This is a genomic window from Occallatibacter sp. FHG110214_02 (genome assembly GCF_059115385.1).
The window spans coordinates 1-22,303 of sequence record NZ_JBZYWK010000019.1; the positions used below are offsets into that span (position 1 = coordinate 1).

Sequence of the window (22,303 nt, forward strand, 5' to 3'; positions counted from 1 at the left end):
CGCAGTATCCGAGTGTGTCGATGATCAACTTCAACACCGGCAAGCCGAATGCTCGCTACTGGGTGCTAAAGCTCTTGAAGGACAACTTTCATCCAGGCGACAAGATGGTGGACAACATTCACTGGCTGGATGATGTGGATGTGCAGGGATTTGTTACGCCACAGGGGCGCAAGGTGCTGCTGGTGAACAAGACGAATACGGAAAAAGCGTTTGCGCTGAGCAGTGAGTTGGCAAATGCTTCGTCTCTTACCGTGGATGATGCGACGGGCGATGATGCGCCACGCGCTGGCAGAGTTGATGCCGCACGGTTCACGATGGCTCCATTTGCAGTAGCTGTGCTGACGGTGCAATAGCAGATTTTGAGAATGAGAATGGGAACTGCGCAACTTCGTGTTGGCCTATGCGGGATTGGTCTGGATGCGTATTGGTCACAGTTTGAGGGGCTTCGTGCACGGCTTGAGGGATATGTCGGCGAGGTGTCGCGGAGGCTTGAAGGACTTGGCGTTGACGTCACGAATTTGGGGCTTGTGGATGACACGACGAAGGCTCGTGCTGCTGCAAGCGAGTGCCGCAAGGCGGATGTCGGTTTGCTGGTGTTGTATGTGACAACGTATGCGCTTTCAAGTACGGTGTTGCCGCTGGTGCAGCGGGCTGGTGTGCCGGCGCTGGTGCTGAATTTACAACCGACGGAGGCGATTGATCATGAGGCATTCAATAAGCTGATGGATCGCACGGCGATGACGGGTGAGTGGCTGGCTTATTGTTCGGCCTGCCCGGTGCCGGAGATTGCGAATGTCTCCAGTGTTCATAGCTACGCTGTGCTGCTGGGATCTGGGCCGTATGACGCGGCGAAGTGGGGCGTGGTGGGATTGAGCAAGAGCATTGCGGTGGAACTGGCGGCGTTTCTGTTGAGTGATAGGAGCGCGTGTATTACGGGGGCAAATATGTTTGCGGATGGCGGAATGACTAGCCAACTCATTAGTCGCGAGTCCTATACTGCTAAGAATCTTACGCCAGAGGCTCGGGGATGAATGTAACTGGAAGTGCATACTCAATTTCAATAAAGGAGTTGGATAAGCTTTGAGCATGAGCACTGCAGCGCTTGGATTAGGGACTGGGCAGCGGCCAGAAGACATCCTTCTGGTGAAGGATAATCTTGCGGCATATTTCCGCGAAGAGATCATTAGTGGGCGTATGGCTCCAGGCGAGAAGATTGTTGAGGTTCGCTGGGCGAAGACCTTGAAGATTTCGCAGACTTCTGTGCGCGAGGCGCTGAATATTCTTTCAGCGGAAGGGTTTGTGCAGAAGGGGTCGGGGCGCACGGCGCGCGTGACGCAATTGAGCGAGGAAGATATTCGGCACAGCTATGAGTTGAGGGCGGTTCTGGAGAGCTACGCGGCGCGAGTTGTGGCGCAAAAGAAACCGGATCTTTCAGAGTTGGACCAGTTGTTGGCGGATATGGGCTCGGCGATTGATTGCAATAATGTTCGTGCGTTTTATGAGCGCGATATCCAGTTCCACCTAGTGCTGGCGGAGAAGACCGGGAACTACATGCTGGTGCGGGCGATTAAGCGGATTATTTTTCCGCTGTTTGCTTTTGTGGTGATGCGAGTGCAGGACGCGCGTACCGATCCGACGCAGTGGGCTCACAGTTTGGAGCAGCATAAGCGGATTATCGAGGCTCTGAAGACTGGCGATCCAGTTTTCGCTGAGCGACTGGTTGCGCAGACGATTAGGCTCTTTCTGGATGAGACTACGGATGTAGCTCGCTTTACTAAGTAAGGTAAGGAAGCTTGGAAGCACTTGGGCGCTGGTAGGTATAGGGATTGCTTTTTGCATTTCAATGCGCACTTAAGCGTTTTTTGCAACAACGAGCGTTGTGCGTAGGTGCTTGCGAAGGGAAGAAAGATGATTGAGCGGTATCTTCTGAATCCGGATGTGATGCGGTCGTCGTATGGATTCCGTAGTTTATCGAAGCAAGATGCCTCGTATAACAACGCCGCGGAGATTGATCCATATTCCAACTGGCAGGGGCCGATCTGGGGGGCGCGAATTACATGAATTGGATTGGGCTGAAGGAGTATAGGTTTCCCAAGGAAGCACACGAAATTGCTATAAGCCTTGCTGGAGCGCTTGATCGCGATATTGATGCCTGGGGCTCCATGCACGAGAACTATGATGCGGAGACAGGCAAGGGGCTTGCGCCTACGCCGGAAGAGTCGTCGAATCACAAGTTCGCTGGTTTTGTGGGATGGAATATGCTGGGGCTGGATATGCTGCAGTGCGAGGTTACGGGGAAGCGCTGCATGACGCTTCCCATTCCGCAGGTGCGTGAAAGTAGGGAAGAGATTCTTATTGGTTCTCGTTGATCGTAAGTGGATTGGTGAGCTATTTCGTGATGTGCGGTGCCCTGTTCGCGAGTGAGCAGTAGATCGCCTTCCGGCAAGCGAATGGCAGTAGTGAAGTTGTTGCTTGCTGGAAGGTTGATGTGGATGTTGAGTTGATTAGCACTTGTGCGGCTGAGGCCGAATGCGCCGAAATAAATGGCGGAGAAGAAATCTGCATCCCATCCCTGAGGTGCTTCGCCTTCGTTTTTGCCTGATTCTCTGTTAAGAAATTCATTCGGCACAAAGTCGTGCGTGCTGGCAAGGTCGTGGTAGCCAACTTCTTTCAGGATGCGTACAGCAAGCATCCGCGCTGTTGCCGTTGAGGAAGTGTCACCATGCGTCTGGTTGTATTTCGTGAATCTTCAAGAGCGTTTTGGGTAGCTTTGGCCATGTGCGTGGGCTTAGATCAAGGTCCAGGCAGACCATATCGATCTTTCCATAGTTCGTCAGTAGTTCGATTAACTGCTGACGATGACGGGCCATCATCCGCAGCATTTACGCATCGGTTGTTTCGGGAACGACGACCAGGGATTGCCCCATTTCGCTTCTGCTGCAACAAAGTCCTGCTGAGCATCCTGCTTTACGACAGCGATTGTTCATAGAGGATGCGCGCCGAATGGCCAAAGTTGGCTCATGCTAGTCGGGATGTGAGAAGTACAAATCGATCTTAATGTTTCGCCTGTGCGCGGCGTCGCACAGTTCTTTTACGATGTCACGTTTGAAGGGAGCTTCCATGATGGAGTAAGCAAGATTGCAATCTTCGATTGCAGGCCATCCGGGAGCCATCCAGTTGATGCGCTTCGTGATACGCGTTTTAGTATCGAACATGGAAAAGTCTTCATGATGTTTGCTGGTGAAGGCAAGCATCTTCAATCCGCCTTCTTCAAAGAGGCTCATCCACGTTTCCGCATCAAAGCCGACTGGGTTCCATGTCTTGTAGAGGGTTGTTATAGTTCTGCCTCTCTGCCATCAACATCCCGAGAAAGGGCCACGATGCCAGATAGAATAAATACCCCAGTGGATTCGTATGCCAAACTTCATGTCCTGGAATGCTTCGTACGATCCCGCTGAGGCGCTATGGTACTCGGTGATTGGGGCGCTTTCGATGTACGAGTCGGGGTGAGAATCGGTGCGGGGAATCCACGAGTGGGGGCTGGGGCATGCTGCCTTTTGTCAAAATTAGTGGATGGAAAAGCTGGTCTGGAATATGCAGACATAGCCGCCAGCACGGCATCAGATGTCAGAAATCTCCTTCGATTTATGGATTCTCCCCATGCAAATATTCGTGCAAAGGTCAGCATAGAGAGAATCTAGCAGCAATGGATATTGAAGCGATATTCACTGATATATCAATGTTGGATATGTACGGTCAACCAAGTATTGAACGAGACAAGAGTGCAAATTATCAGGCGCTGCGTTTGTGCCGCCACATTCTTGCAACCTCAAGTGTGCCCATGTTCTGTACTACACGTCCCATTCCATGCTGAATATGCTTGCGCATGGCGGCATCTGCGTTTTTTATATTGCCGGAGCAGATTGCTGTTGCCAGTTCGTAATGGAAGTCCGGGGGGAGAGTCTCCTGGCCTACTGCGATGTCGTAGAGCCAGTTGAAGACCAGAACCTGTTCTTTTTCAATAGCCTTTAGTAAGCCAGGAGATTGCGATAGCTCTGCAATACGTGTATGGAACTGCGTGTGATGTGTGTGCACGAAAAAATGGAACCGAGACGGCTTTTTGTTTGTCGCACTATCCTTGTAAAGATCATCTAAATGTTGGGCGCTGGAGATTAACTGTTTCCGTTCTGCGTCGGTCATCTTGGCGCAGCATAAGCGGGCAGCTTGTGTTTCAAGCGCTTCGCGAAGGACGTAGCTGTCGAGGATATCCTGCCGGGTGGGGATGCGGACACGGGTTCCGATGCGAGGACGGCTCTCAACGAGGCCATCCGACTCAAGACGCTGCAATGCTTCAGTGATGGGGAGAAAGCTCATATGCAGCTGATCCGCTAGCCTGCGCCGGGAGAGAATATCGCCCACTCCGAAACTTCCTTGAAGGATTTCATAGCGGATGCGTTCGTATGCACGGTCGGCAAGAGATACCGATGCTACACCTGTAGTTCTGTTGTGATTGCGCTTGTTAGCTGATTTTCGGGCTATTGCCATAGGTATTATGTGTCTCTGAACAGCGGCTTTCGGGATATTACCTGCAGTGCGTTTTACCGGGTTCTTTTCTGATATATCACGTCGATGGTACGTGCGCGAATTATTTCATTTGCCCCGCGTGTTCTCCGGAAGCAACTCGGAAGATGACTCGACATTTTTAGAGCAATCGTTGGGCTATTTTATGAGCAATTTTATGTGGCTTACATTGTAGGATTAGCGTAATGAGCGTCCTTTAAATGCCCCGAAATGGATTTTATGTCCATTGACCAGGCGCTACCTCGTCAGCGATACTCTAAGAGTTGTTTCCTACCTGCCTAAATCGACTCAATAGCAGGCAGTTAGCTAAATATGGATCAGTATGTGATTGTTTTCAAAAGCGGGAGTAGTTCAGTGGTAGAACGTCAGCTTCCCAAGCTGAATGTCGCCGGTTCGATCCCGGTCTCCCGCTCCAAAGAATCAACGATTTTGTAAATCCTTGTCAGAGCCTGCACTTCATCCATCGTTCTGTGCACGAGTGCGTTGTGAAATTGTATGGGGCAAATTCTACAGATAGACTCCAACCTGTCTAGGTGGTTGCATTCCATATAGCCGGCTTTTTGTCATCACGGCATTCCTTATTTTTGCAGGCCTGCATCTGTTCAAAATCAGACAGGACTCGTGTACTGACTTGGTGTCTTGCCTGTGACTCTTTTGAACATTGCGGTGAAGCTCCAAGCAGTTTCATAGCCAAGCGCATCCGCAATCTCAGCCAGAAGCCTTCCTTCAGCTAGCATGGGAATCGCTATAAACGCACGTACATGGTCTCGCCATGTCTGGAAGGATAAGCTCGTCTCTTTATGCAGCAGGCGCGTCAGCGTACGCGGAGAGATCGCAAGCCGTGCAGCCCATTGTTCCAGAGTGCTCGTATCATCCGGCCGATTGGTTAGCGATGTTTCCATGCGTCGGAGCCTTTCATCTTGCAGCAAAGGCAGGTTCACCGGATGAATCGGTGTCCAGTCAATCTCTCCCAGTAGCGCTTCGACAATGCGAGCGTCCTGTCCTGCCTCGTCGTACTCAACCGGCATCTCTACTACGCGCATAATGAGTTCATGCAGTAGCGGAGAAACTGCCAGCATGCGCGGCATAGTGAGCACTGTCTCTATGCATGCATCGTCGCGTAGATAGAGCGTACGCATCTCCAGCGCACCCATGCTGCCCGTCTGATGACGATAGCCAGTTGGTAGCCACACCGCCCGTTTGGGTGGAATAATCCATTGCCCAGAATCAAATTTCAGTTTCATCGAGCCGCTGGCGGCATAGAGGAATTGCCCGCGCGGATGACTGTGCATGTACCCCACATAGCCTGCGGGATAGCTCTTAGCCAGCGCCGACACAGGGCGGGCAACGGATTGCAAATATTCAAAATCTCTTGGTCGCTTCGCCATGACCAGATTGTCGTAGTGCATGACGCTTCACGCGGAGCATGCTTAAAAAGAATTGGTTATAGTGTAACTCGGACTCAATTAGTCGTATATGGTAAGGTCCCCGCGGCAGTCTTTTGGCGAAGCACCGCAGGGACCAGGAGATCGACAACCCGAAGGCTGGCGACTGCTTCTAGTGTAGAGCAGGTGCGTGCCTTCGGGGAAAACGAAAGGTGCGTACCAATGCTTTATCGCTTTTGTGCTTTCATCTTGGGTCCGGCGTTTTTATTTGCCGGAATGGGCCATACGCAGTCATCGCAGATACCAGCTTGTATTTCAACCGAGGTGTCCTCTCCGGCAACGGTAAGTGGAACAGTTGCAGATACGACCGGAGCTCGCATTACTTCTGCCACTGTGCAATTGTTGTGCGGCAATCAGGTGCGGCAGGCGCGGACAGACAGTGCAGGGCATTTCACACTGGCAATTCCCGAAGGCAACTACCGTTTGCAGGTGGAGGCATCGGGCTTTGCTGCTTACGCAAAAGGCCTGAATATCAATGCCACTTCTCTGAATACCGATGTGACGCTTGCCGTGCAGAATGCGGCAAATTCGGTTACGGTTCAAGCGGAGGCGGGTTATGTGGCCAGCGACAGCATGCTGGCCACGAAGACGGATACTCCTCTGCTTGAAACGCCACAGTCCATTTCAGTAATTACGCGTGACGAGATGGATGCGCAGGCTCCACAAAGCACCAACGAAACACTGCGTTATGCGCCCGGCATTGTGCCGGAGTCACAGGGGACCACCTCATCGTTCTGGAACTCCAGCAGTCTGCAACTGCGTGGCTTCATTCCCGACATCTATCAGGATGGCCTGACGGATGACGCAACAGGGAACACTCTGCTTGATGCTTACTTTTATCAGCGGGTTGAAGTTCTCGAAGGCCCTTCGTCGGTTCTTTATGGACAGGGCAACCCCGCCGGCATTGTCAACGTAGAAAGCAAGCGCCCAACAGTCTCAACCCTGCGCGAGATTCAGTTTGGTTCCGGCACATACGGGCGATATGAAGGGAACTTCGATTTCAGCGGCCCGCTGTCAGCACCGCATTGGCTCTACCGAATTACTGGAGTAGGCTTTTCTGAGGGGTCGCAGACATGGTTTGTGCACCCTGAGCGCTATGCAATTGCTCCTGCTCTGACATGGATTCCGGATTCGAAGACCAGTCTGACGCTTCTGAGCAACTATACCTATAACCCTGAAGTTGGCGCATACGGTAATGTACCAGCGCTTGGCAGCGCACTTTTCAATCCCAACGGAAAAATTGCTCCCGGCTTCTTTCCCGGTGACCCAAACTTCAACATGACCAAGCAGTCCTTCATTCAGGCCGGGGATGTGTTTACCCGAACCTTGGGTGATGACTGGCGTTTGGAGCAGAATTTCCGTTTTGCGGGTAACCGGGACTACGCCAAGATGATCTGGCCTGAAGATCTTGAAGCGGATAACGTTACGCTGGACCGTTATACGTTTATTCGTCATGTCTCCTTTGATTCGATTCTGTCTGACCAGCGCATCGTAAAGACGCTCCAGACAGGCAAAATTCGGCAGACATTACTGGCAGGGGTGAACTATACGCGCTATAGCGAGGGATGGAACTGGGGCGATGGCGACATTGCGCCCATCAATGTCTTCCATCCGGTCTATGGCCAGCAGCAGATTGTAGCGCCAGAAATCACAGGGCAGGAGACCTTGCTTACGCACCAGACTGGTATTTACTTTCAGGATCAGGCTGCCATCAGTCGCCTTCGTCTCTCTTTTGCCCGACGGCAGGACTGGGCTCCCATTCACATCATAGAAAGTGGGATAAATCTGAAAGGGGAAAACAGTCGGTTCACTTTCCGCACGGGAGCCGTATATCTGGCGGGCCGGGGTTTCGCACCTTACTTCAGCTACGCAACCTCATTCCAGCCGGATATTGCTCTTTCTGAAGATGGTACAGAGCTTCCACCTACGACCGGAAGGCAGTATGAAGGGGGCATCAAATATCAGCCGGGTCACACCAACATGCTCATTACGGCTGCCGTCTATAATCTGGCGCAGCAGAACGTAGGCACGCCTGACCCGCAAAATCCCAACTTCACGATTGCGGTTGGTGAAATCACCTCGAAGGGCTTTGAGCTGCAAGGACACTCAAGCCTTGGCCATCGCATTAGCATGGTCGCGTCTTATGCCTACACAGATTCCAAATACACCAAGTCGAATGCCACCGGCATTGCTCTTGATGGTAGCGAAGAACCAACGCAAGACAAGTATCAGTACGGTGTGCCGCTTAATATTGCATCTTTCTGGGTGGATTACAACCTTCCTTATGCTTCTCTGAATGGCGTTGGGGTAAGCGCAGGCAGTCGCTTCGTCGGCGCAAGCTGGGGAGACAACGTGAACTCCTTCAAAGTCCCCGGCGCAACGCTGTTCGATGGCGCACTGCACTATGACTTCGCTGCGGACTCCCGCTTGCTGCATGGATCCCGCTTGCAGGTCAACACCGCCAACATCGGCAATCGCACCTATGTAGCTTCCTGCTACGCAACGGATGGATGCTATTACGGCGCAAAACTTACTGTCTACGGAACCCTGCGCTACCGCTGGTAGGGAACGGAGAATTGCATGGCTCATCAAGGTTCAAAAAACGTGAACGCGAGAACTGTAAGGGGCTGGTACAGAATTCACAAGTGGACCAGCCTTATCTGCACGGCATTATTGCTGATGGCCTGTATCACAGGTTTGCCTCTGGTTTTTCATGACGAGCTCGATGCGCTGCTCGAACCGCATGTTGCACCTGCCAAGGTTGCGGCAGACACTCCACAGGCCAATCTCGATCAGATGGTTGCACAGGCGCAGTCGCGTTTTCCATCGCTGCACCCCTTCTCTCTCGGCTGGGATGATGATGAACCACGCATCTTCGTCAACATGAGTGCCTCCGACAAGCCCAAAGATGGCGAGATTCGCACGATGATTTTTGACGCACACACCGGCAGTCTGTTGGAGAATGCAAAAGACGGATTCGATTTGATGGGTTTTCTGCTGCGGCTGCACATGGAAATCTTTCTCGGACTCCCCGGCGAGTTAATCATGGGCGTCATGGCGCTAACCTTTGTCATCTCGCTCGTCTCCGGCACTATGGTCTATGGCCCATTCATGCGGCGGTTGGATTTTGGAACCTACCGCCGCAACGGGTCAAGGCGAACTCAGTGGTTCGACCTGCACAACCTCCTCGGCATAGTCACTCTCACCTGGGCTCTGGTAGTAGGTGCAACCGGCGTGATGAATGCGCTTTCCACACCGCTCTTCGGATTGTGGAGAGCGCAAACGCTTCCAAAGATTCTGTCGCCCTATCACGGCAAGCCAGTGCCAACCCACTTTCGTTCCGTAAATGAATCAGTAAAGCAGGTCGCTGCTGCGCTCCCTGGCATGGAAGTCTCAGCAGTCATCTTCCCCAATCCTGTATTCAGCAGCCCACGTCATTACCTCGTTTGGGCCAGGGGCAAAACGCCACTCACTGCTAGAATGTTCACGCCCACACTTGTCGATGTAGAAACAGGAGCCGTTACGCTTTCCGGCGGCCTCCCGTGGTATCTACGCATTCTGGAGTTGTCCCGTCCGCTGCACTTCGGAGACTACGGCGGCCTTCCACTTAAAATCCTCTGGGGCCTGTTCGACCTGGTACTGATAATCGTGCTCATCACCGGCCTGTATCTCTGGCTATCCAAGCGAAAGACCGCAATCGAAGAAGAACTCGACAAGTTGGTCGCCATGGAAGCAGCGCAGCCCAATCTCGTAGGATCGGAAGCACACGCCCAATGAGCCAGCCTTATTCTTTTCGCAAAGTCTATGGCGCGGCTTGCGTCCTCGCGGCTGTCACAATCTACGGTCTGCTCTCCGCACTGCTAGGTGACGGCATCTGGGATCAGCTTTCATGGCTCGTCCTCGCAATTCCACTGGCCGTAATTGCATGGAAACTGGCAGCTGCCAAAACAGGGACACCCAATAAATGCTGAAGCAGAAAATATCAGGTTCCTCTTGCACAATTTTGCTGAGGCAGTTATTGTTAAGCTTAACAGGGACTAATTTAGTCCTATATCAAGAAAAGCATTGCCGCAGAGTCTTTTGGCGAAGCGCTGCTGCAATGCGGAGATCGACAGGAAGGCTGGCGCATTCCGTTCCGGAAACGCCGCAATCCTGCCTCTACGGGAGATGGTTGCATGAGCGAACGGAAGAAATTCCGCATCCAGCGTTCGCTGGGAATCGAACTGCCAGGCCTCGGTAAGCCCGGCGCACTTGAAAAGAGAAATTACCCTCCGGGCCAGCATGGCAAGCTGCTTAAGCGCAAGACCACGCAGTTCGGCACGCAACTGCGTGAAAAGCAGAAGCTGCTTTTTCATTACGGACTACGCGAAGAACAGCTCCGCCGCTTTGTCCGCAAGGCCAAGAGCCTCAATGCTACCAACTGGATTGAAGGCCTGATAAGCCTGCTCGAAATGCGTCTCGATAACGTAGTCTTCCGCCTTGGTTTTGCACGCAGCATCGCTGCAGCGCGTCAGCTCGTTTCGCACGGACATATCCTGGCGGACGGTCGACGCCAGACCATCGGTTCCATGGTTCTTCGCATTGGTGAGCGTGTTCATCTCACGGATTACGCAAAGCAGATGGCGGCTATTCAAAGCTCGCTGGCCAGCCCGCGGCTCGACCTGCCTTCTTACCTCAAGTTCGAAAACCCTGAAAACAGGGAACATGGTCTCATACTTACAATGCCGGGCGTTGAGCATGTCCCTTTTGAGTTCAATGCAACGCAGGTAGCGGAGTATTACGCCAAGCGCGGCGTCTAGCACCCCAATGCTGCGGGCAGGGAAGCATTTGCGAACGGCGAACACCAGGTCTGCAGCATAGTTGCCAAGAGATGTGTCCTGGCCTGCATTACCTCATTGGGATGATGCAAAATGCTATTGATGGCGCAAAGAGAGGCAATGAGGACATGGCAACAATAAAGCTTTGGACGGACGAGGAAGTGGAAGGAAGCCCACGCGTAAAAGTAGTTTTTGACGATATCCGTGCAACGCGCAAGTCAGATTTCGTAAATAACTTCTGGCGAGCCCTTGCAAACCAGCCGGAACTGCTGGAGCGCACATGGACAAGCATCAAGCAGGTGATGGTTACGCCGGGCACGTTGGACCCTCTGACGAAAGAGCTGATCTATATTGCCGTCTCAACAGTAAATAGCTGCAGCTATTGCATACACTCGCACACGGCAGCGGCAAGAGCCAAAGGCTTAACGGCCGAGCAGCATGCGGAGTTCCTGGCAATCATAGGAATGGCGGCGGAGACCAACGCGCTCGCGAATGCCATGCAGATTCCTGTTGATGACGAGTTCGCGGTCCAGTAGTCGAAACAAATTCGCTAAATAGAACAAAGCCAAACATCTGCGTGATCTTAATCACAGCCGGCAATCACCAGTCCAGTTGATGCTTGTATGAGAAAGCGAGTGTAGACTGTGTTTATGAGCAGAAAAAGCGCGATTTTCATGCTGGTGATCGTGGCCCTCTGGGCCGCCGTTCCCGCGCTTCTCTGCTTTGCAGTTGCCCCATGCCATCAATGCTGCGCCGCAATGAAGATGGATGACGGCGCACAGACATTGAGCGCTGTCAACTTTTGCTGTGAAGTACACAGCCCCAATACCGCCGAGCCTGCAGCAAACTCGGTCTCGCCGGAGTTTCACAATAGCTTTGCTCTGGCGGCAACTTCCGCTGTCCTTCCGCTTACCATCAACCCAGCTGGCCACAGCTCGATTCAAACGCACGCATCCCCTCCTCGATCTCTGCTAGGCACAACCACCATTCTTCGAATCTGATTTCTCCCTCGATTCCCGTTCAGGGATTCGTGTGCCTCAGTGCGCTTTTGCGTGCTGCCGGCGCGTATGGCGCGACTAACCGCCCATCGATTCGGGGGATGAATGAAATTTCTACTTGCATCACTTTGCATCCTTGCCATTCCTGCGTCTGCAGATATCTGCTCCGCTCAGCAGCAGGACGCGACCAACCAATTCGCCAGCTTTCGCTTAATCGTAGATGCAAAAAAATCACCGGACGAAACTGCACTGCCGCGAACGCTGGAGGAGATAGAACGTATCGCTCTCGCGGAAAACCCGGAGATTCACGTAGCCGCGCGCAAAGTTGCACTGGCAGAGGCGCACGTTCCCGCCACTGGCAGGCTTGATGATCCTCAATTCATGCTCCGCAACTGGCAGGTTCCGTTAAACAAACCCTGGGACTTCAACTCAGCGCAGAACATGCTGATGCTGAGTCAGTTGCTGCCAGGGCGTGGCAAGCGCCCTTTGCAAACAAGCATCGCGCAGTCAGACGTGGCTCTCACAAAGGATGAACTGGAGTCCACACGGTTGCGCGTACGTGTTGAGGTACGCAAAGCCTTCTTCAATCTGTTGTTGGCGCAAGAAGAAATGCGCATCCATGACCAGCATGTGGACATTGCAAAACAAGCTATCGAAGCTGCGCGCATTAAGTACACGGTTGGCAAGGTTCCGCAGCAGGACGTGCTGAAAGCGCAACTCGCAATGACGCGTCTCGAAGAACATATCATCCGTTTTGAGCGTGATGCCGAAGTAGCTCGCGCACGCATGAACACACTGTTAGGCCGAGACACTGCAATTCCCATTCGCGTGGAAGGTGGCTTCGGAATCGACTCCCAACTTCCCGCTGCAAAGCAATTACAGCAACTCTCAATCGACTCACGCCCCGATTTGCAACAGGCCCAGGCGGCCATAGATAAGAGCCGCAAAGAAGCAGAGTTGGCGGGCAAGGTCTACATGCCGGACTTCAATATCGCAGGCGGCTATATGCTCATGTCCTCCGGCTCTGATCCGCGCAATAACTACATGTTTGAAGGCTCCATGACGCTGCCTTGGCTTAACCGCAAAAAGCACAACGCAGAGATTACCGAATCGAATGTAAAAGTTACCGAACAGGAAGCCGAGTTGGCTGCACTACGCAATGCAGCCTTTGGCCAGGTAGAAGAAGCGTTAGCCGAAGCTCGCTCCTCACAGCGACTGGCCCGCGTCTATCACGACTCACTTGAGCCGCAAGCGGAAGCAACTTTACACGCCGCAGTCATCGCTTATGAGAATAACCAGGCTGATCTTCTCGATCTACTCGATAGCCAGATGGCCGTAATCGATGTAAACCTCGCGTGGTTCCAGTCAATGGGAGATTTTGCGACGAGCATATCTGATCTGGAATTAGCCGTTGGCGCACCCATCGACTTAAAGCCCCAACAACCGCTGCCAGCAACACCGGAGGAGAAGCAATGAGCGACCGTGTATATCGACAAGCATTCTTTGTAGCTCTTGCTGCATGCGCAGCACTCGCTGCGGGAGTTGGCTATCTTCTCCTGCAGCACAGTCGTGCGGTGTCAGTCTCACAAACCAGCGATCCAGTTGTAGCGCGAGGCCCTGAAGCCACCAGCACACCCTCTCCACAGACAAGTACAGTTACATCCAACACAGAGCCTCACCTCGGCCTTATACAGATACCTCCTCAGCGTCTGCAACAGATAGGTGTTACCACGGCAGTAGTGGAGATGAAGAACGTTAGCGATAAGCTAAGCGTTCCCGGCAACGTCGATCTCGATGAGCAAAGCCTCTCTTATGTTCAAACGCGTTTCCCGGGATGGATACAGCGCGTATATGCGAATGCAACTTACCAGTACGTGCGAAAAGGCCAGCCGCTATTCACCATTTACAGCCCAGACCTGGTCAGCACGCAACAAGAGTATTTGTTGGCAAAACAAAACCAGAAAGCTCTTACTCACGATCCACATGGAATGGCAGCGCAGGAAGGCGGATGGTTGCTCGATGCCGCCGAAGAGCGCCTGAGACAGTTCGGAGTATCGACGTCCGTAATCACCTCTCTCGAACAAAGCGGCAAAGCACAGCGTGAAATCACGATTGAATCGCCCGCATCGGGTTTTATTACCGAGCGCAACGCACTCCCCAATGCCTACGTGCAGCCTGACAGCAAACTCTACACTATTGCAAATCTATCAACTGTATGGGTTTACGCTAACGTCTTTCAGAACGCAGTGGGACGCTTGAAGTCTGGTGATCCAGCGCAAGTCACAGTCGATTCGTATCCCGGGCGAGAGTTTAACGGTCGCATAGATCAGATTCTTCCCCAGGTTGATCCAGCAACACGTACGGTACGTGTGCGTCTTGTTTTTCGTAATCCCGGCGTAGTCCTCAAACCGGGCATGTATGTGAACGTAGATATCAACGTATCGCTTGGCAAACAACTCATGATCCCAGCCTCAGGAGTTCTTCAGTCCGGCACACGGACCATTGCCTTCCTCGATCACGGAAACGGCAACCTTGAGCCGCGCGAAATTCAAACCGGCCCGCAGGTTGAAGGTTCCGTTGTTGTGCTCAAAGGTCTGCAAGCCGGTGACCGTATCGTAAGCTCGGCCAACTTCTTGCTGGACTCGGAAGCCCAACTCCAGGCAGCACTGGGAGCATTCAACCTTCTGCAGCAAAGCGCAAGCACAGCAAACACGCAATCGAATAGTTCTGCTCCACAGCCCGAACAAATCAAAATCAGCATGACAACCAGCCCGTCAGCTCCGCAGAAGGGCAAGAACACTATCCGAATTCAGCTCACCGGCGCAGACGGAAAGCCAGTAGACGGAGTTCACGTCACGGCCACGTTTGTTATGCCAGCCATGCCGGCAATGGGAATGGCAGCGCAGCATGCAATAGCAACGATCAGTGCAAAAGGGCAGGGGACATATGAAGGGCCGTTTGAGTTAACTTCTGGTGGCACGTGGCAGGTCACCATTACAGTTCAACGCAATGGAGCCACCATCACAACAGCAAAGCTCAGCATTGACGCCACGGGAGGCATGTAATGATCTTGCGAATAATTGCATGGTGTGCACGCAACCCATTCCTCGTTTTCACAGGCGCCATTCTGCTCACAATCGCAGGCGTGTGGTCTCTGCAACGCGTGCCGCTTGATGCTCTGCCCGATATCAGCGACGTCCAGGTAGTGATTCACACGACTTGGTCTGCAGAGCCTCCCGGGGTGGTGGAAGATCAGGTTACGTATCCCATCGTCACGGCGCTCCTTTCCGCTCCTCACGTCAAAAGCGTTCGCGCTCAGACCATGTTCGGTGACTCATGTGTGTTTGTTGTCTTTGACGATCTCACCGATCTCTATTGGGCACGTTCGCGAGTGACAGAGTACATGCAGCAACTCTCCGGACGACTACCGTCTGACGTCCATCCATCCATCGGGCCAGACGCAACCGGAGCGGGTTGGGTATACGAATACGCAATTGTAGACCGCTCCCACGCACACAGCCTCGCTGATTTGCGTTCCCTTCAGGATTGGTTCCTGCGTTATCAACTCGAAACAGTTCCCGGCGTAGCAGAAGTAGCAACCATCGGCGGATTCGTGCGCCAGTATCAGGTCAACCTGGACCCGCAAAAGCTCTTCTCCTACGGCATTCCTGCATCAACAGTCATAGAACGCGTACGGCAAAGCACAAACGAAGTTGGTGGAGACGTAATTGAAGCCGGTGGAGCCGAATACATGATCCGTGGTCTTGGCTATCTACGCAATGTCGCGGACCTCGAAAATGTTCCAGTAGCAAACAAGAATGGCACGCCGATTTTTGTGCGAGACTTGGGTACCGTAACACTAGGCCCCGATGTGCGCCGTGGTGCAGCAGAATGGCAAGGCGAGGGCGAAACTGTTGGCGGCATCGTAGTCATGCGCTACGGCACAAATGCACTCAATGTCATCGATGGCGTCAAAGCCAAGCTCAAAACGATTGGCCCATCCCTGCCTCCGGGCGTTGAGATTGTCACCGGATACGATCGCTCCTGGCTCATCAACCAATCCATTCATACACTCAAGCGCGACCTCATTCTCGAAGCCATCATTGTCAGCTTCGTCAGCATCTTTTTTCTCTTCCACTTCCGCTCCGCATTGGTTCCCATACTAACCTTGCCCATCGCGGTCCTGGCAGCTTTCATCCCCATGTATTATCTAAAGGTCAGCTCGAACATCATGTCGCTCGGCGGCCTCGCGTTGGCGATTGGCGTGCTCATCGATGCGGCCATCGTGATGGTGGAAAATGGCTACCGGCATATCGCCGAGCACGACAACGCAGGGCAGTTAACCATGCCGGAGCGCCGCAGCATACTGATTGGAGCAGCACAGCAGGTTGGCCCAGCACTTTTCTATTCGCTCATCATCATTGTCGTTTCGTTTCTTCCGGTCTTTCTGCTTGAAGCACAGGAGGGCCGCATGTTCCGCCCTCTCGCGTGGACAAAGACACTGGCGCTGATATTTTCGTCGTTGCTATCCATCACGCTGGTCCCAGCACTTATGCCATTTTTCTTAAACGGCAATCTGCTTCCCGAGTCAAAGAACCCCGCAGCCCGTATCAGTCAAGCCATTTATCTCCCTGTACTTCGCTGGTGTCTGCATCGCTGGAAGCTTGTAATTGCACTCAACCTCATCTTTCTCGCAGTGACAATTCCTCTCTGCTGGCGCGTAGGAAGCCAGTTCATGCCTGCGCTATACGAAGGGTCTTCTTTATATATGCCCAGCTCTTTGCCCGGCATTTCCATCACTCAGGCTGTCTCGCTCATGCAGCAGCAGGACCGCATCATTCGCGGCTTTCCAGAGGTGTCAACTGTCTTCGGAACAGTCGGCCGCTCAGACAGCGCTACGGACAATGCGCCGCTCGACATGTACGACACCACCATCATGCTTAAGCCGCGTGAACAATGGCGGACCGGCATGACCTACGACAAGCTCATCCGCCAGATGGATGAAAAGCTGCAGTTCCCAGGCCTGACAAATACCTGGACCATGCCTGTCGAAAACCGTCTTGATATGGAACTTACCGGCATTAAAACCGCCATTGGCATCAAGATTCAAGGCCCCGATGTCGCGCGCATTCAAGATATAGGTGCACAGATACAGCAAGCGCTCTCAGGCATGTCCGAGGCAAGTTCCGTTTACGCCGAGCGCATCTCGCAAGGCTTTTATCTGAATGTGGATGTAAACCGTCCAGTCGCAGCACGCTATGGCCTCACCGTCTCCGATGTGCAACGTGTTGTCTCATCGGATATCGGCGGCATGAACATTACTGAAAACATTGAAGGCCGCGAGCGCTATCCCATCGCAGTTCGCTACCAACGAGACTTTCGCGACTCATCGACAACCCTTTCACAAGCGTTGATCCCAGCTCCCTCTGGTGAACAGATTCCCATTAGCGAAGTCGCTCGTGTCTACTACTCACGCGGTCCGGCCATGATCCGTGATGAAGACGGTTCACTCACCGGCTATGTCTATCTCAACCTGAAGACAGGCGACTATGGTGGCTTCGTTAAGCGCGCCAATGCAGTGCTCCAGCATCAGCTTACGCTGCCTGCAGGTTACACATGGCGCTGGGCCGGTGAGTACGAGTTCGAAATGCGTGCCAAACAACGGCTTATGATTATTCTCCCCATTGTCTTCTTTGTAATTTTCTTGCTTCTCTATCTTGTCTTCAAATCTATAGAAGAAGCAGCAGTGCTGATCTTCCCGACCTTCTATGCCATGTCAGGTGGCCTGCTGCTGCAGTGGCTGCTCGGATACAACTTCAGCGTGGCTGTGTGGGTGGGCTACATCGCGCTCTTCGGCATTGCCGTCGAAACTGGGGTGGTCATGGTTGTTTATCTCCATGAAGCCTTACAGGAACGCATACAGCAGGGCGGACCGTTCACGGAGACTGATCTTATGCAAGCCACCATCGCAGGCGCCGTTCAGCGTCTGCGACCCAAGCTAATGACCGTTACTGCAGTCATTCTCAGTCTCGCTCCCATACTGTGGGAGTCTGGCATCGGCTCCGATGTGATGAAGCCCATTGCTGCGCCTATCGTCGGCGGCATGATTACTTCCACCATCCACGTGCTTATTCTTGTTCCCGTATTCTTCCTGCTGATGAAGCGCCGAGATCTTCGTGCGGGCAGGCTTCGTCTTAATCAAGAGGGAAGGGAAGAGGCAGAATGAGTCGCAGCTACATCGAAGAAAGGAATATCATCCTTCGATTTCAGCCAGTTCTTTCGCCCGCTGAAAAATTTTCAGAAACATCGCGCGCGTCAGCTTACCTGTATTCGTATTCTGTAGCGAAGGATGATAACTGGCAATTACTGCTAATCCATTAGGCAGCGTGTACTCTGTGCCATGCGCAAACACATACCCGCTTCTCGCTTTCATCACCCCTGTCCGCATAGCCCAACTCATCAGACCATCAAAGGCAATTTTCCCCAGGCAAACCACCACACGAAGGCGCTTTAATAGCCGCATCTCCTCATCCAGCCATGGCTGGCAGTTACGCAACTCTTCCGGTGTAGGCTTATTCCCCGGCGGAGCACATCGCCCTACGGAGGTGATGAATAAATCCGTGAGCTTCATCCCGTCTTCACGAGAAACTGCTTCTGACTGCGAAGCAAATCCCGCCTCATACAATACCGGATAAAGAAAATCCCCAGATCCATCTCCAGTAAATGGTCGCCCTGTACGATTCGATCCATGCGCCCCCGGCGCTAACCCCAGCGCAAGTACGCGTGCCTTCGCATCGCCAAAAGAAGGCACTGGCTTCCCCCAATATTCCCAATCCATGTAAGCGCGGCGTTTCGTCTCCGCCACCTGCAGACAATGCTCCCGCAGCCGGACGCAGCGTATACATTTCACAATCTCAGCATTCAATTCCGCAAGCGAGGAAAGGGAAGTAGGAGTTGTTCGAACCATACATTAATTGTAGGTGGTTTCTTCACTCAAACCGCACTCCCACTCCAACCCAAACTTGCACCGTCAAACTGTAAGCGCGAAAATTACATCGTGAGTACTGCAATTTCATCCTTCATGGAGAATCCTGCAATGAAATCCGCCAAGCTTCTTCTCCTCGCCGGAGATTTCGTAGAAGACTACGAAATCATGGTCCCATTCCAAGCGCTGCAAATGGTCGGTCACACCGTGGATGCTGTTTGTCCCGGCAAGAAAGCAGGTGATCAGGTTCGCACCGCTATTCACGACTTTGAAGGCGATCAGACCTACTCCGAAAAGCGTGGCCATAACTTTACCCTCAATGCAACCTTCGATGAAATCAAGCCGGAAGACTACGATGCGCTCGTTGTCCCCGGTGGCCGCGCGCCAGAGTATCTTCGCCTCAACGACAAGGTCCTCGATATCGTTCGCTACTTCGCCGAAGTCGATAAGCCTATCGCCGCTCTATGCCATGGCCCGCAGCTCCTCGCAGCCGCCGGGATTCTGAAAGGCAAAAAGCTCAACTCGTATCCTGCCTGTGCTCCGGAAGTAGAACTGGCCGGTGGCACATTTGTAAAAGTAGACTTCTCTGACGCCGTGGTAGACGGCAAGCTGGTTACTGGCCCCGCATGGACGGCACATCCGGCGTGGCTCGCAAAGTTCCTCGAAGTTCTAGAAGCTCACCTGGCAGCTAACACACCAGAGCTAACCGCCGCCGGCTAACCTATTGCTTGTGCCCCATCCTGGCAGCAAGAAAAGCTGCCAGGATGGGGCACAAGCAATACTCTCCGCCAACCGCTTTCAGCAAGGCCGTACCTATTTGCCGCCTTGATTCACAGCCAGGGTCGCGTGCGGTGTCAGTTCCACCGGAGCCACATTCCATCCCTCTACCTGCACCTTTACATTCTCCGGCACATCTTCTGGCAACTGTGCCGTCAATACTATAGTCTCACCTGGTGCAAGCTCCACCCAGTTGTCGTTCCAGTAGGCAGGAGCAATCAATCCACCGCTCTCTGTCCTCACAGCAGCATGCAGTTGAAACGCCAGCGCCGTCTGCGAATTTTTCAGCCGCACACGTACCACGCGCTCCTTCGCTGTCTTCTCCATCTCTGCAGAAGCCGTAACTTCAGCCGCAGGCAAGCTTATTAATGCACTCAAGTCTTCATGCTTCAATGCCGGCGTATGTGTGTAGTCTGACTTCGCCCAATCAAAGCTCGTTAGTGTCCCCGGAATCCAGTAAAAATTCCTGCTAACCACGCGCCCGCCCGCATCCTTCAGCATCAGGTCAATAAACACAATCTTCTCGCCGGTAATCGTCTTAGCCGGAATCCCAAACACTCTTTGCACACTATCTGCAGCCGTATTCAAATCCACCTGCGCAGAATATAACTCATTCCACTTCAGCCCATGAACACTCAAGCTCGCATGCAGTCCGTTGACTGCCGCATATGTGCTATTCACTACCTCAACAGTTGCATCGTCGTACGCATACTGAATATGCAGTGGTTCACAAGCCTTCCGTACCGCAAAGTAGCCCGCATCCGCATCGAGATAGTAATCATACAAATGCCAGATCATTGAAGGCCACGCATTGTTCAACATCCACTGCACCACGCCCGCCGAATTGTACTTGTTCTTTGTGTAGGCCTCAAACATTGCGCGTTCCGAGTCATACGCCATCGTTTGCCCCACGCGCTCATAATCGGCCGCACTCTTCGGCTCGGAATACACCGCTGCCATTGCCTCATTGAAAACCTTCAGCGTCGCAAACTTGCCGCCGCCATTATGAAAGCTCCACTCATCGTTCGGAGGCCAGGCTTCTGCGTCTGTAAGAAACTTCTTCCTGCTCGCCAATGAGGGAATTGCAGGCCCCGGACTCGTCTCCGTATTGAATCCATAAGCACCGCCATTTTGCTTATCCACATACCAGTAGCTCGGAGCAACATAGTCATAAGGCCCCGTCATCTTCACGCCGTTCAGTCCTACAGTTGTATTCGCGCTCGACGCAGCAGACAACGTAGGATTCGGCCAATGCGTCTCCTTTTCAACATTCAAATACGCCGTCTCTACATTCGCCGGCGGAGCGTTGTCACTTCCATTCAGCCATACCAGCAAGCTTGCATGATGCCGCAGCCGCAGCATCTGCGATTTCAGTGACTCTGTAGCAATCGTCAAATCCTCAGGCGTCCATGTGTTCCACCGTTCCCAGTGGTCACAGCAGCACCATCCCAGCAGTACAAGAATCCCTTGCTCATCCGCAAGATGGAAAAACTCTTCTGTCTCCAGCTTTCCCTCAAGGCGAATCGTATTCAGATGCATCTCTCGCACCAGCCGGAACTGTTCCTGCAGCCTATGCGAATCCGTGCGCAACAGCATGTCCTGGCTCCACCCTGCGCCGCGGATCAAAATCGGCTTCCCATTTACGCGAAACAGCCGTGCCCCATTCGCAGTCAGTTCGCTCGTAATCTCACGAAACCCAAACTCCACGCTCTGTTCATCGCTCTTCACGCCGCCAATCGCAAAGCTCAACGAAAGTTGCTCTAGATGTGGCTCGCCCATTTGCTTTGGCCACCACGGAGTTACATTCCGCATGCGCAACTGCGCAAGTCTCTCCGGCGAGAATGCAATTTCCTTGTCCTCATGGGCCGACAGTTCTACAGCCTGTTCAATTCTTACGCCCGCCACCGTTCCGCTTACCACGCCCTTTACTGCATGGTCCGCCGCATTATGCAGATCCGCGTACACAGTCACATTTGCAACCTTTAGCGAGTCATCTTCAAAATGTGTTACTGCCAGCGGTGACTTAAGCGTCACAGGCCCAGTTGAGCTAAGCGTCACATCACCCCAAAGCCCCATGTCCTTATCCGGCGGACAGGGGCTCCAGTCTACCCAGTTAATGCCCAAATCTTTTTCTGTGGGCGCAAACGTCTCCACAGCGAGAACGTTTTTTGCGCGTGGCTTTACAAACTCAGTCACATCAAAGTCGTAAGTGCGATAAGCCCCTGCAACCGTCTTCCCATCGGCAACAAGATGGCCATTTACCCATACCTCGCCGCGATAGTTGATTCCGCCAAAGTGAATCCATACGCGTCCATCGCGCTCAGCAGCAGGTGTGGCAAACTCTGTGCGATACCACCACCCGCATCGATAAGGACTATCTTCCGGCATCGGCAAATTCGCAAAGTTATGGCCAATCGGATAAGTAGTTCCGGGAATCGACCGCAGGTTCATCGCATAAAACGGATCAGGTACTTGTTTGTTAGCCACCTGCGATGCAAGCACCGTGCCCGGCACGCTAACCTTCTGCCAATCCGCTACCGCAAAGTTCTCCGTTGAAATAGTCTCGCCTCCCGCATGGAGCGAACAAGCAGACTGTAAGCGCCATCCCTCATGCAGAGGTATTGAACTCTTCGCTGCCGCAGGCATAGCCACTACGGTCAGCAACACTAAACCCCAACCTGCCTTCATCATCATCTTCTC

Annotated in this window: 18 protein-coding genes, 1 tRNA gene and 2 pseudogenes; 16 read left to right on the top strand and 5 right to left on the bottom strand. The window is 53.0% G+C overall.

All coding sequences use genetic code 11. From position 1 onward, the window contains the following. The 5 genes and pseudogenes from AC5S3R_RS15420 to AC5S3R_RS15440 form a co-directional block, all read left to right on the top strand. A pseudogene (locus tag AC5S3R_RS15420) lies at window positions 1-353 on the top strand (glycosyl hydrolase family 39); the annotation flags it as partial. A 12-nt stretch (window positions 354-365) separates the two neighbouring features. Next, on the top strand, window positions 366-1,031 hold the full coding sequence (locus AC5S3R_RS15425) for a hypothetical protein (RefSeq protein WP_494268004.1): 666 nt from the start codon (window positions 366-368) through the stop codon (window positions 1,029-1,031). A gap of 55 nt (window positions 1,032-1,086) precedes the next feature. Further along, window positions 1,087-1,782 carry a GntR family transcriptional regulator gene (locus tag AC5S3R_RS15430; protein WP_494268005.1) on the top strand — a complete coding sequence of 232 codons (696 nt, stop codon included), beginning with the start codon at window positions 1,087-1,089 and terminating at the stop codon, window positions 1,780-1,782. Between the two features lie 126 nt (window positions 1,783-1,908). After that, window positions 1,909-2,061 carry a hypothetical protein gene (locus AC5S3R_RS15435; protein ID WP_494268007.1) on the top strand — a complete coding sequence of 51 codons (153 nt, stop codon included), beginning with the start codon at window positions 1,909-1,911 and terminating at the stop codon, window positions 2,059-2,061. Next, the gene (locus AC5S3R_RS15440; protein ID WP_494268008.1) at window positions 2,058-2,369 is read left to right on the top strand and encodes a hypothetical protein; all 312 of its coding nucleotides are present in this window, start codon (window positions 2,058-2,060) and stop codon (window positions 2,367-2,369) included. The genes AC5S3R_RS15435 and AC5S3R_RS15440 overlap by 4 nt, the downstream gene beginning before the upstream one ends. Before the next feature lie 654 nt (window positions 2,370-3,023). On the opposite strand, the pseudogene AC5S3R_RS15445 reads toward AC5S3R_RS15440, so the two are convergent. Both AC5S3R_RS15445 and AC5S3R_RS15450 read right to left on the bottom strand, forming a co-directional pair. Beyond that, window positions 3,024-3,527, bottom strand: a pseudogene (locus AC5S3R_RS15445) (alpha-L-fucosidase). Between the two features lie 265 nt (window positions 3,528-3,792). Then, the gene (locus AC5S3R_RS15450; protein ID WP_494268009.1) at window positions 3,793-4,545 is read right to left on the bottom strand and encodes a GntR family transcriptional regulator; all 753 of its coding nucleotides are present in this window, start codon (window positions 4,543-4,545) and stop codon (window positions 3,793-3,795) included. A gap of 376 nt (window positions 4,546-4,921) precedes the next feature. On the opposite strand from AC5S3R_RS15450, the gene AC5S3R_RS15455 reads away from it, so the two are divergent. Then, window positions 4,922-4,996, top strand: a tRNA-Gly gene (locus AC5S3R_RS15455). Window positions 4,997-5,189: 193 nt separating this feature from the next. On the opposite strand, the gene AC5S3R_RS15460 is transcribed toward AC5S3R_RS15455, so the two are convergent. Next, a complete protein-coding gene (locus tag AC5S3R_RS15460; protein ID WP_494268010.1) occupies window positions 5,190-5,990 on the bottom strand; it encodes an AraC family transcriptional regulator in 801 nt (266 codons plus the stop codon). Window positions 5,991-6,290: 300 nt separating this feature from the next. Here AC5S3R_RS15460 and AC5S3R_RS15465 point away from each other — a divergent pair, with 300 nt between their 5' ends. From AC5S3R_RS15465 to AC5S3R_RS15505, 9 genes are all read left to right on the top strand, one after another. Beyond that, window positions 6,291-8,591 carry a TonB-dependent siderophore receptor gene (locus AC5S3R_RS15465; protein WP_494268011.1) on the top strand — a complete coding sequence of 767 codons (2,301 nt, stop codon included), beginning with the start codon at window positions 6,291-6,293 and terminating at the stop codon, window positions 8,589-8,591. A 15-nt stretch (window positions 8,592-8,606) separates the two neighbouring features. Continuing rightward, window positions 8,607-9,803 carry a PepSY-associated TM helix domain-containing protein gene (locus AC5S3R_RS15470; RefSeq protein WP_494268012.1) on the top strand — a complete coding sequence of 399 codons (1,197 nt, stop codon included), beginning with the start codon at window positions 8,607-8,609 and terminating at the stop codon, window positions 9,801-9,803. Next, on the top strand, window positions 9,800-9,997 hold the full coding sequence (locus AC5S3R_RS15475; RefSeq protein WP_494268013.1) for a hypothetical protein: 198 nt from the start codon (window positions 9,800-9,802) through the stop codon (window positions 9,995-9,997). Before AC5S3R_RS15470 ends, AC5S3R_RS15475 begins: the two co-directional genes overlap by 4 nt. Window positions 9,998-10,201: 204 nt before the next feature. Beyond that, entirely contained in the window at window positions 10,202-10,825 is a 624-nt protein-coding gene (gene rpsD / locus AC5S3R_RS15480; RefSeq protein ID WP_494268014.1) for a 30S ribosomal protein S4, read from the top strand. Between the two features lie 146 nt (window positions 10,826-10,971). Then, window positions 10,972-11,379 carry a carboxymuconolactone decarboxylase family protein gene (locus AC5S3R_RS15485; RefSeq protein ID WP_494268015.1) on the top strand — a complete coding sequence of 136 codons (408 nt, stop codon included), beginning with the start codon at window positions 10,972-10,974 and terminating at the stop codon, window positions 11,377-11,379. A gap of 114 nt (window positions 11,380-11,493) precedes the next feature. Beyond that, the gene (locus tag AC5S3R_RS15490) at window positions 11,494-11,844 is read left to right on the top strand and encodes a hypothetical protein (protein ID WP_494268016.1); all 351 of its coding nucleotides are present in this window, start codon (window positions 11,494-11,496) and stop codon (window positions 11,842-11,844) included. Between the two features lie 102 nt (window positions 11,845-11,946). Further along, window positions 11,947-13,317, top strand: a complete 1,371-nt coding sequence (locus tag AC5S3R_RS15495) for a TolC family protein (protein ID WP_494268017.1) — start codon at window positions 11,947-11,949, stop codon at window positions 13,315-13,317. Then, window positions 13,314-14,906 (top strand): FixH family protein, encoded by a 1,593-nt coding sequence (locus AC5S3R_RS15500; RefSeq protein ID WP_494268018.1) that lies wholly within the window; start codon window positions 13,314-13,316, stop codon window positions 14,904-14,906. The genes AC5S3R_RS15495 and AC5S3R_RS15500 overlap by 4 nt, the downstream gene beginning before the upstream one ends. Next, window positions 14,906-18,067: an efflux RND transporter permease subunit gene (locus tag AC5S3R_RS15505; protein WP_494268019.1), complete on the top strand. Its 3,162-nt coding sequence runs from the start codon at window positions 14,906-14,908 to the stop codon at window positions 18,065-18,067. Before AC5S3R_RS15500 ends, AC5S3R_RS15505 begins: the two co-directional genes overlap by 1 nt. 27 nt (window positions 18,068-18,094) lie before the next feature. Here the strand turns inward: AC5S3R_RS15505 and AC5S3R_RS15510 are convergent, their stop codons facing one another. After that, window positions 18,095-18,706 (bottom strand): uracil-DNA glycosylase, encoded by a 612-nt coding sequence (locus AC5S3R_RS15510; RefSeq protein WP_494268020.1) that lies wholly within the window; start codon window positions 18,704-18,706, stop codon window positions 18,095-18,097. A gap of 231 nt (window positions 18,707-18,937) precedes the next feature. Between AC5S3R_RS15510 and AC5S3R_RS15515 the strand changes: the two genes are divergently transcribed. Next, complete coding sequence (locus AC5S3R_RS15515) at window positions 18,938-19,546, top strand: DJ-1/PfpI family protein (protein ID WP_494268021.1); 609 nt, start codon at window positions 18,938-18,940, stop codon at window positions 19,544-19,546. Window positions 19,547-19,639: 93 nt separating this feature from the next. Here AC5S3R_RS15515 and AC5S3R_RS15520 read toward each other — a convergent pair whose 3' ends face one another. After that, on the bottom strand, window positions 19,640-22,297 hold the full coding sequence (locus AC5S3R_RS15520) for a glycoside hydrolase family 2 protein (RefSeq protein ID WP_494268022.1): 2,658 nt from the start codon (window positions 22,295-22,297) through the stop codon (window positions 19,640-19,642). Between the last annotated feature and the right edge of the window lie 6 nt (window positions 22,298-22,303).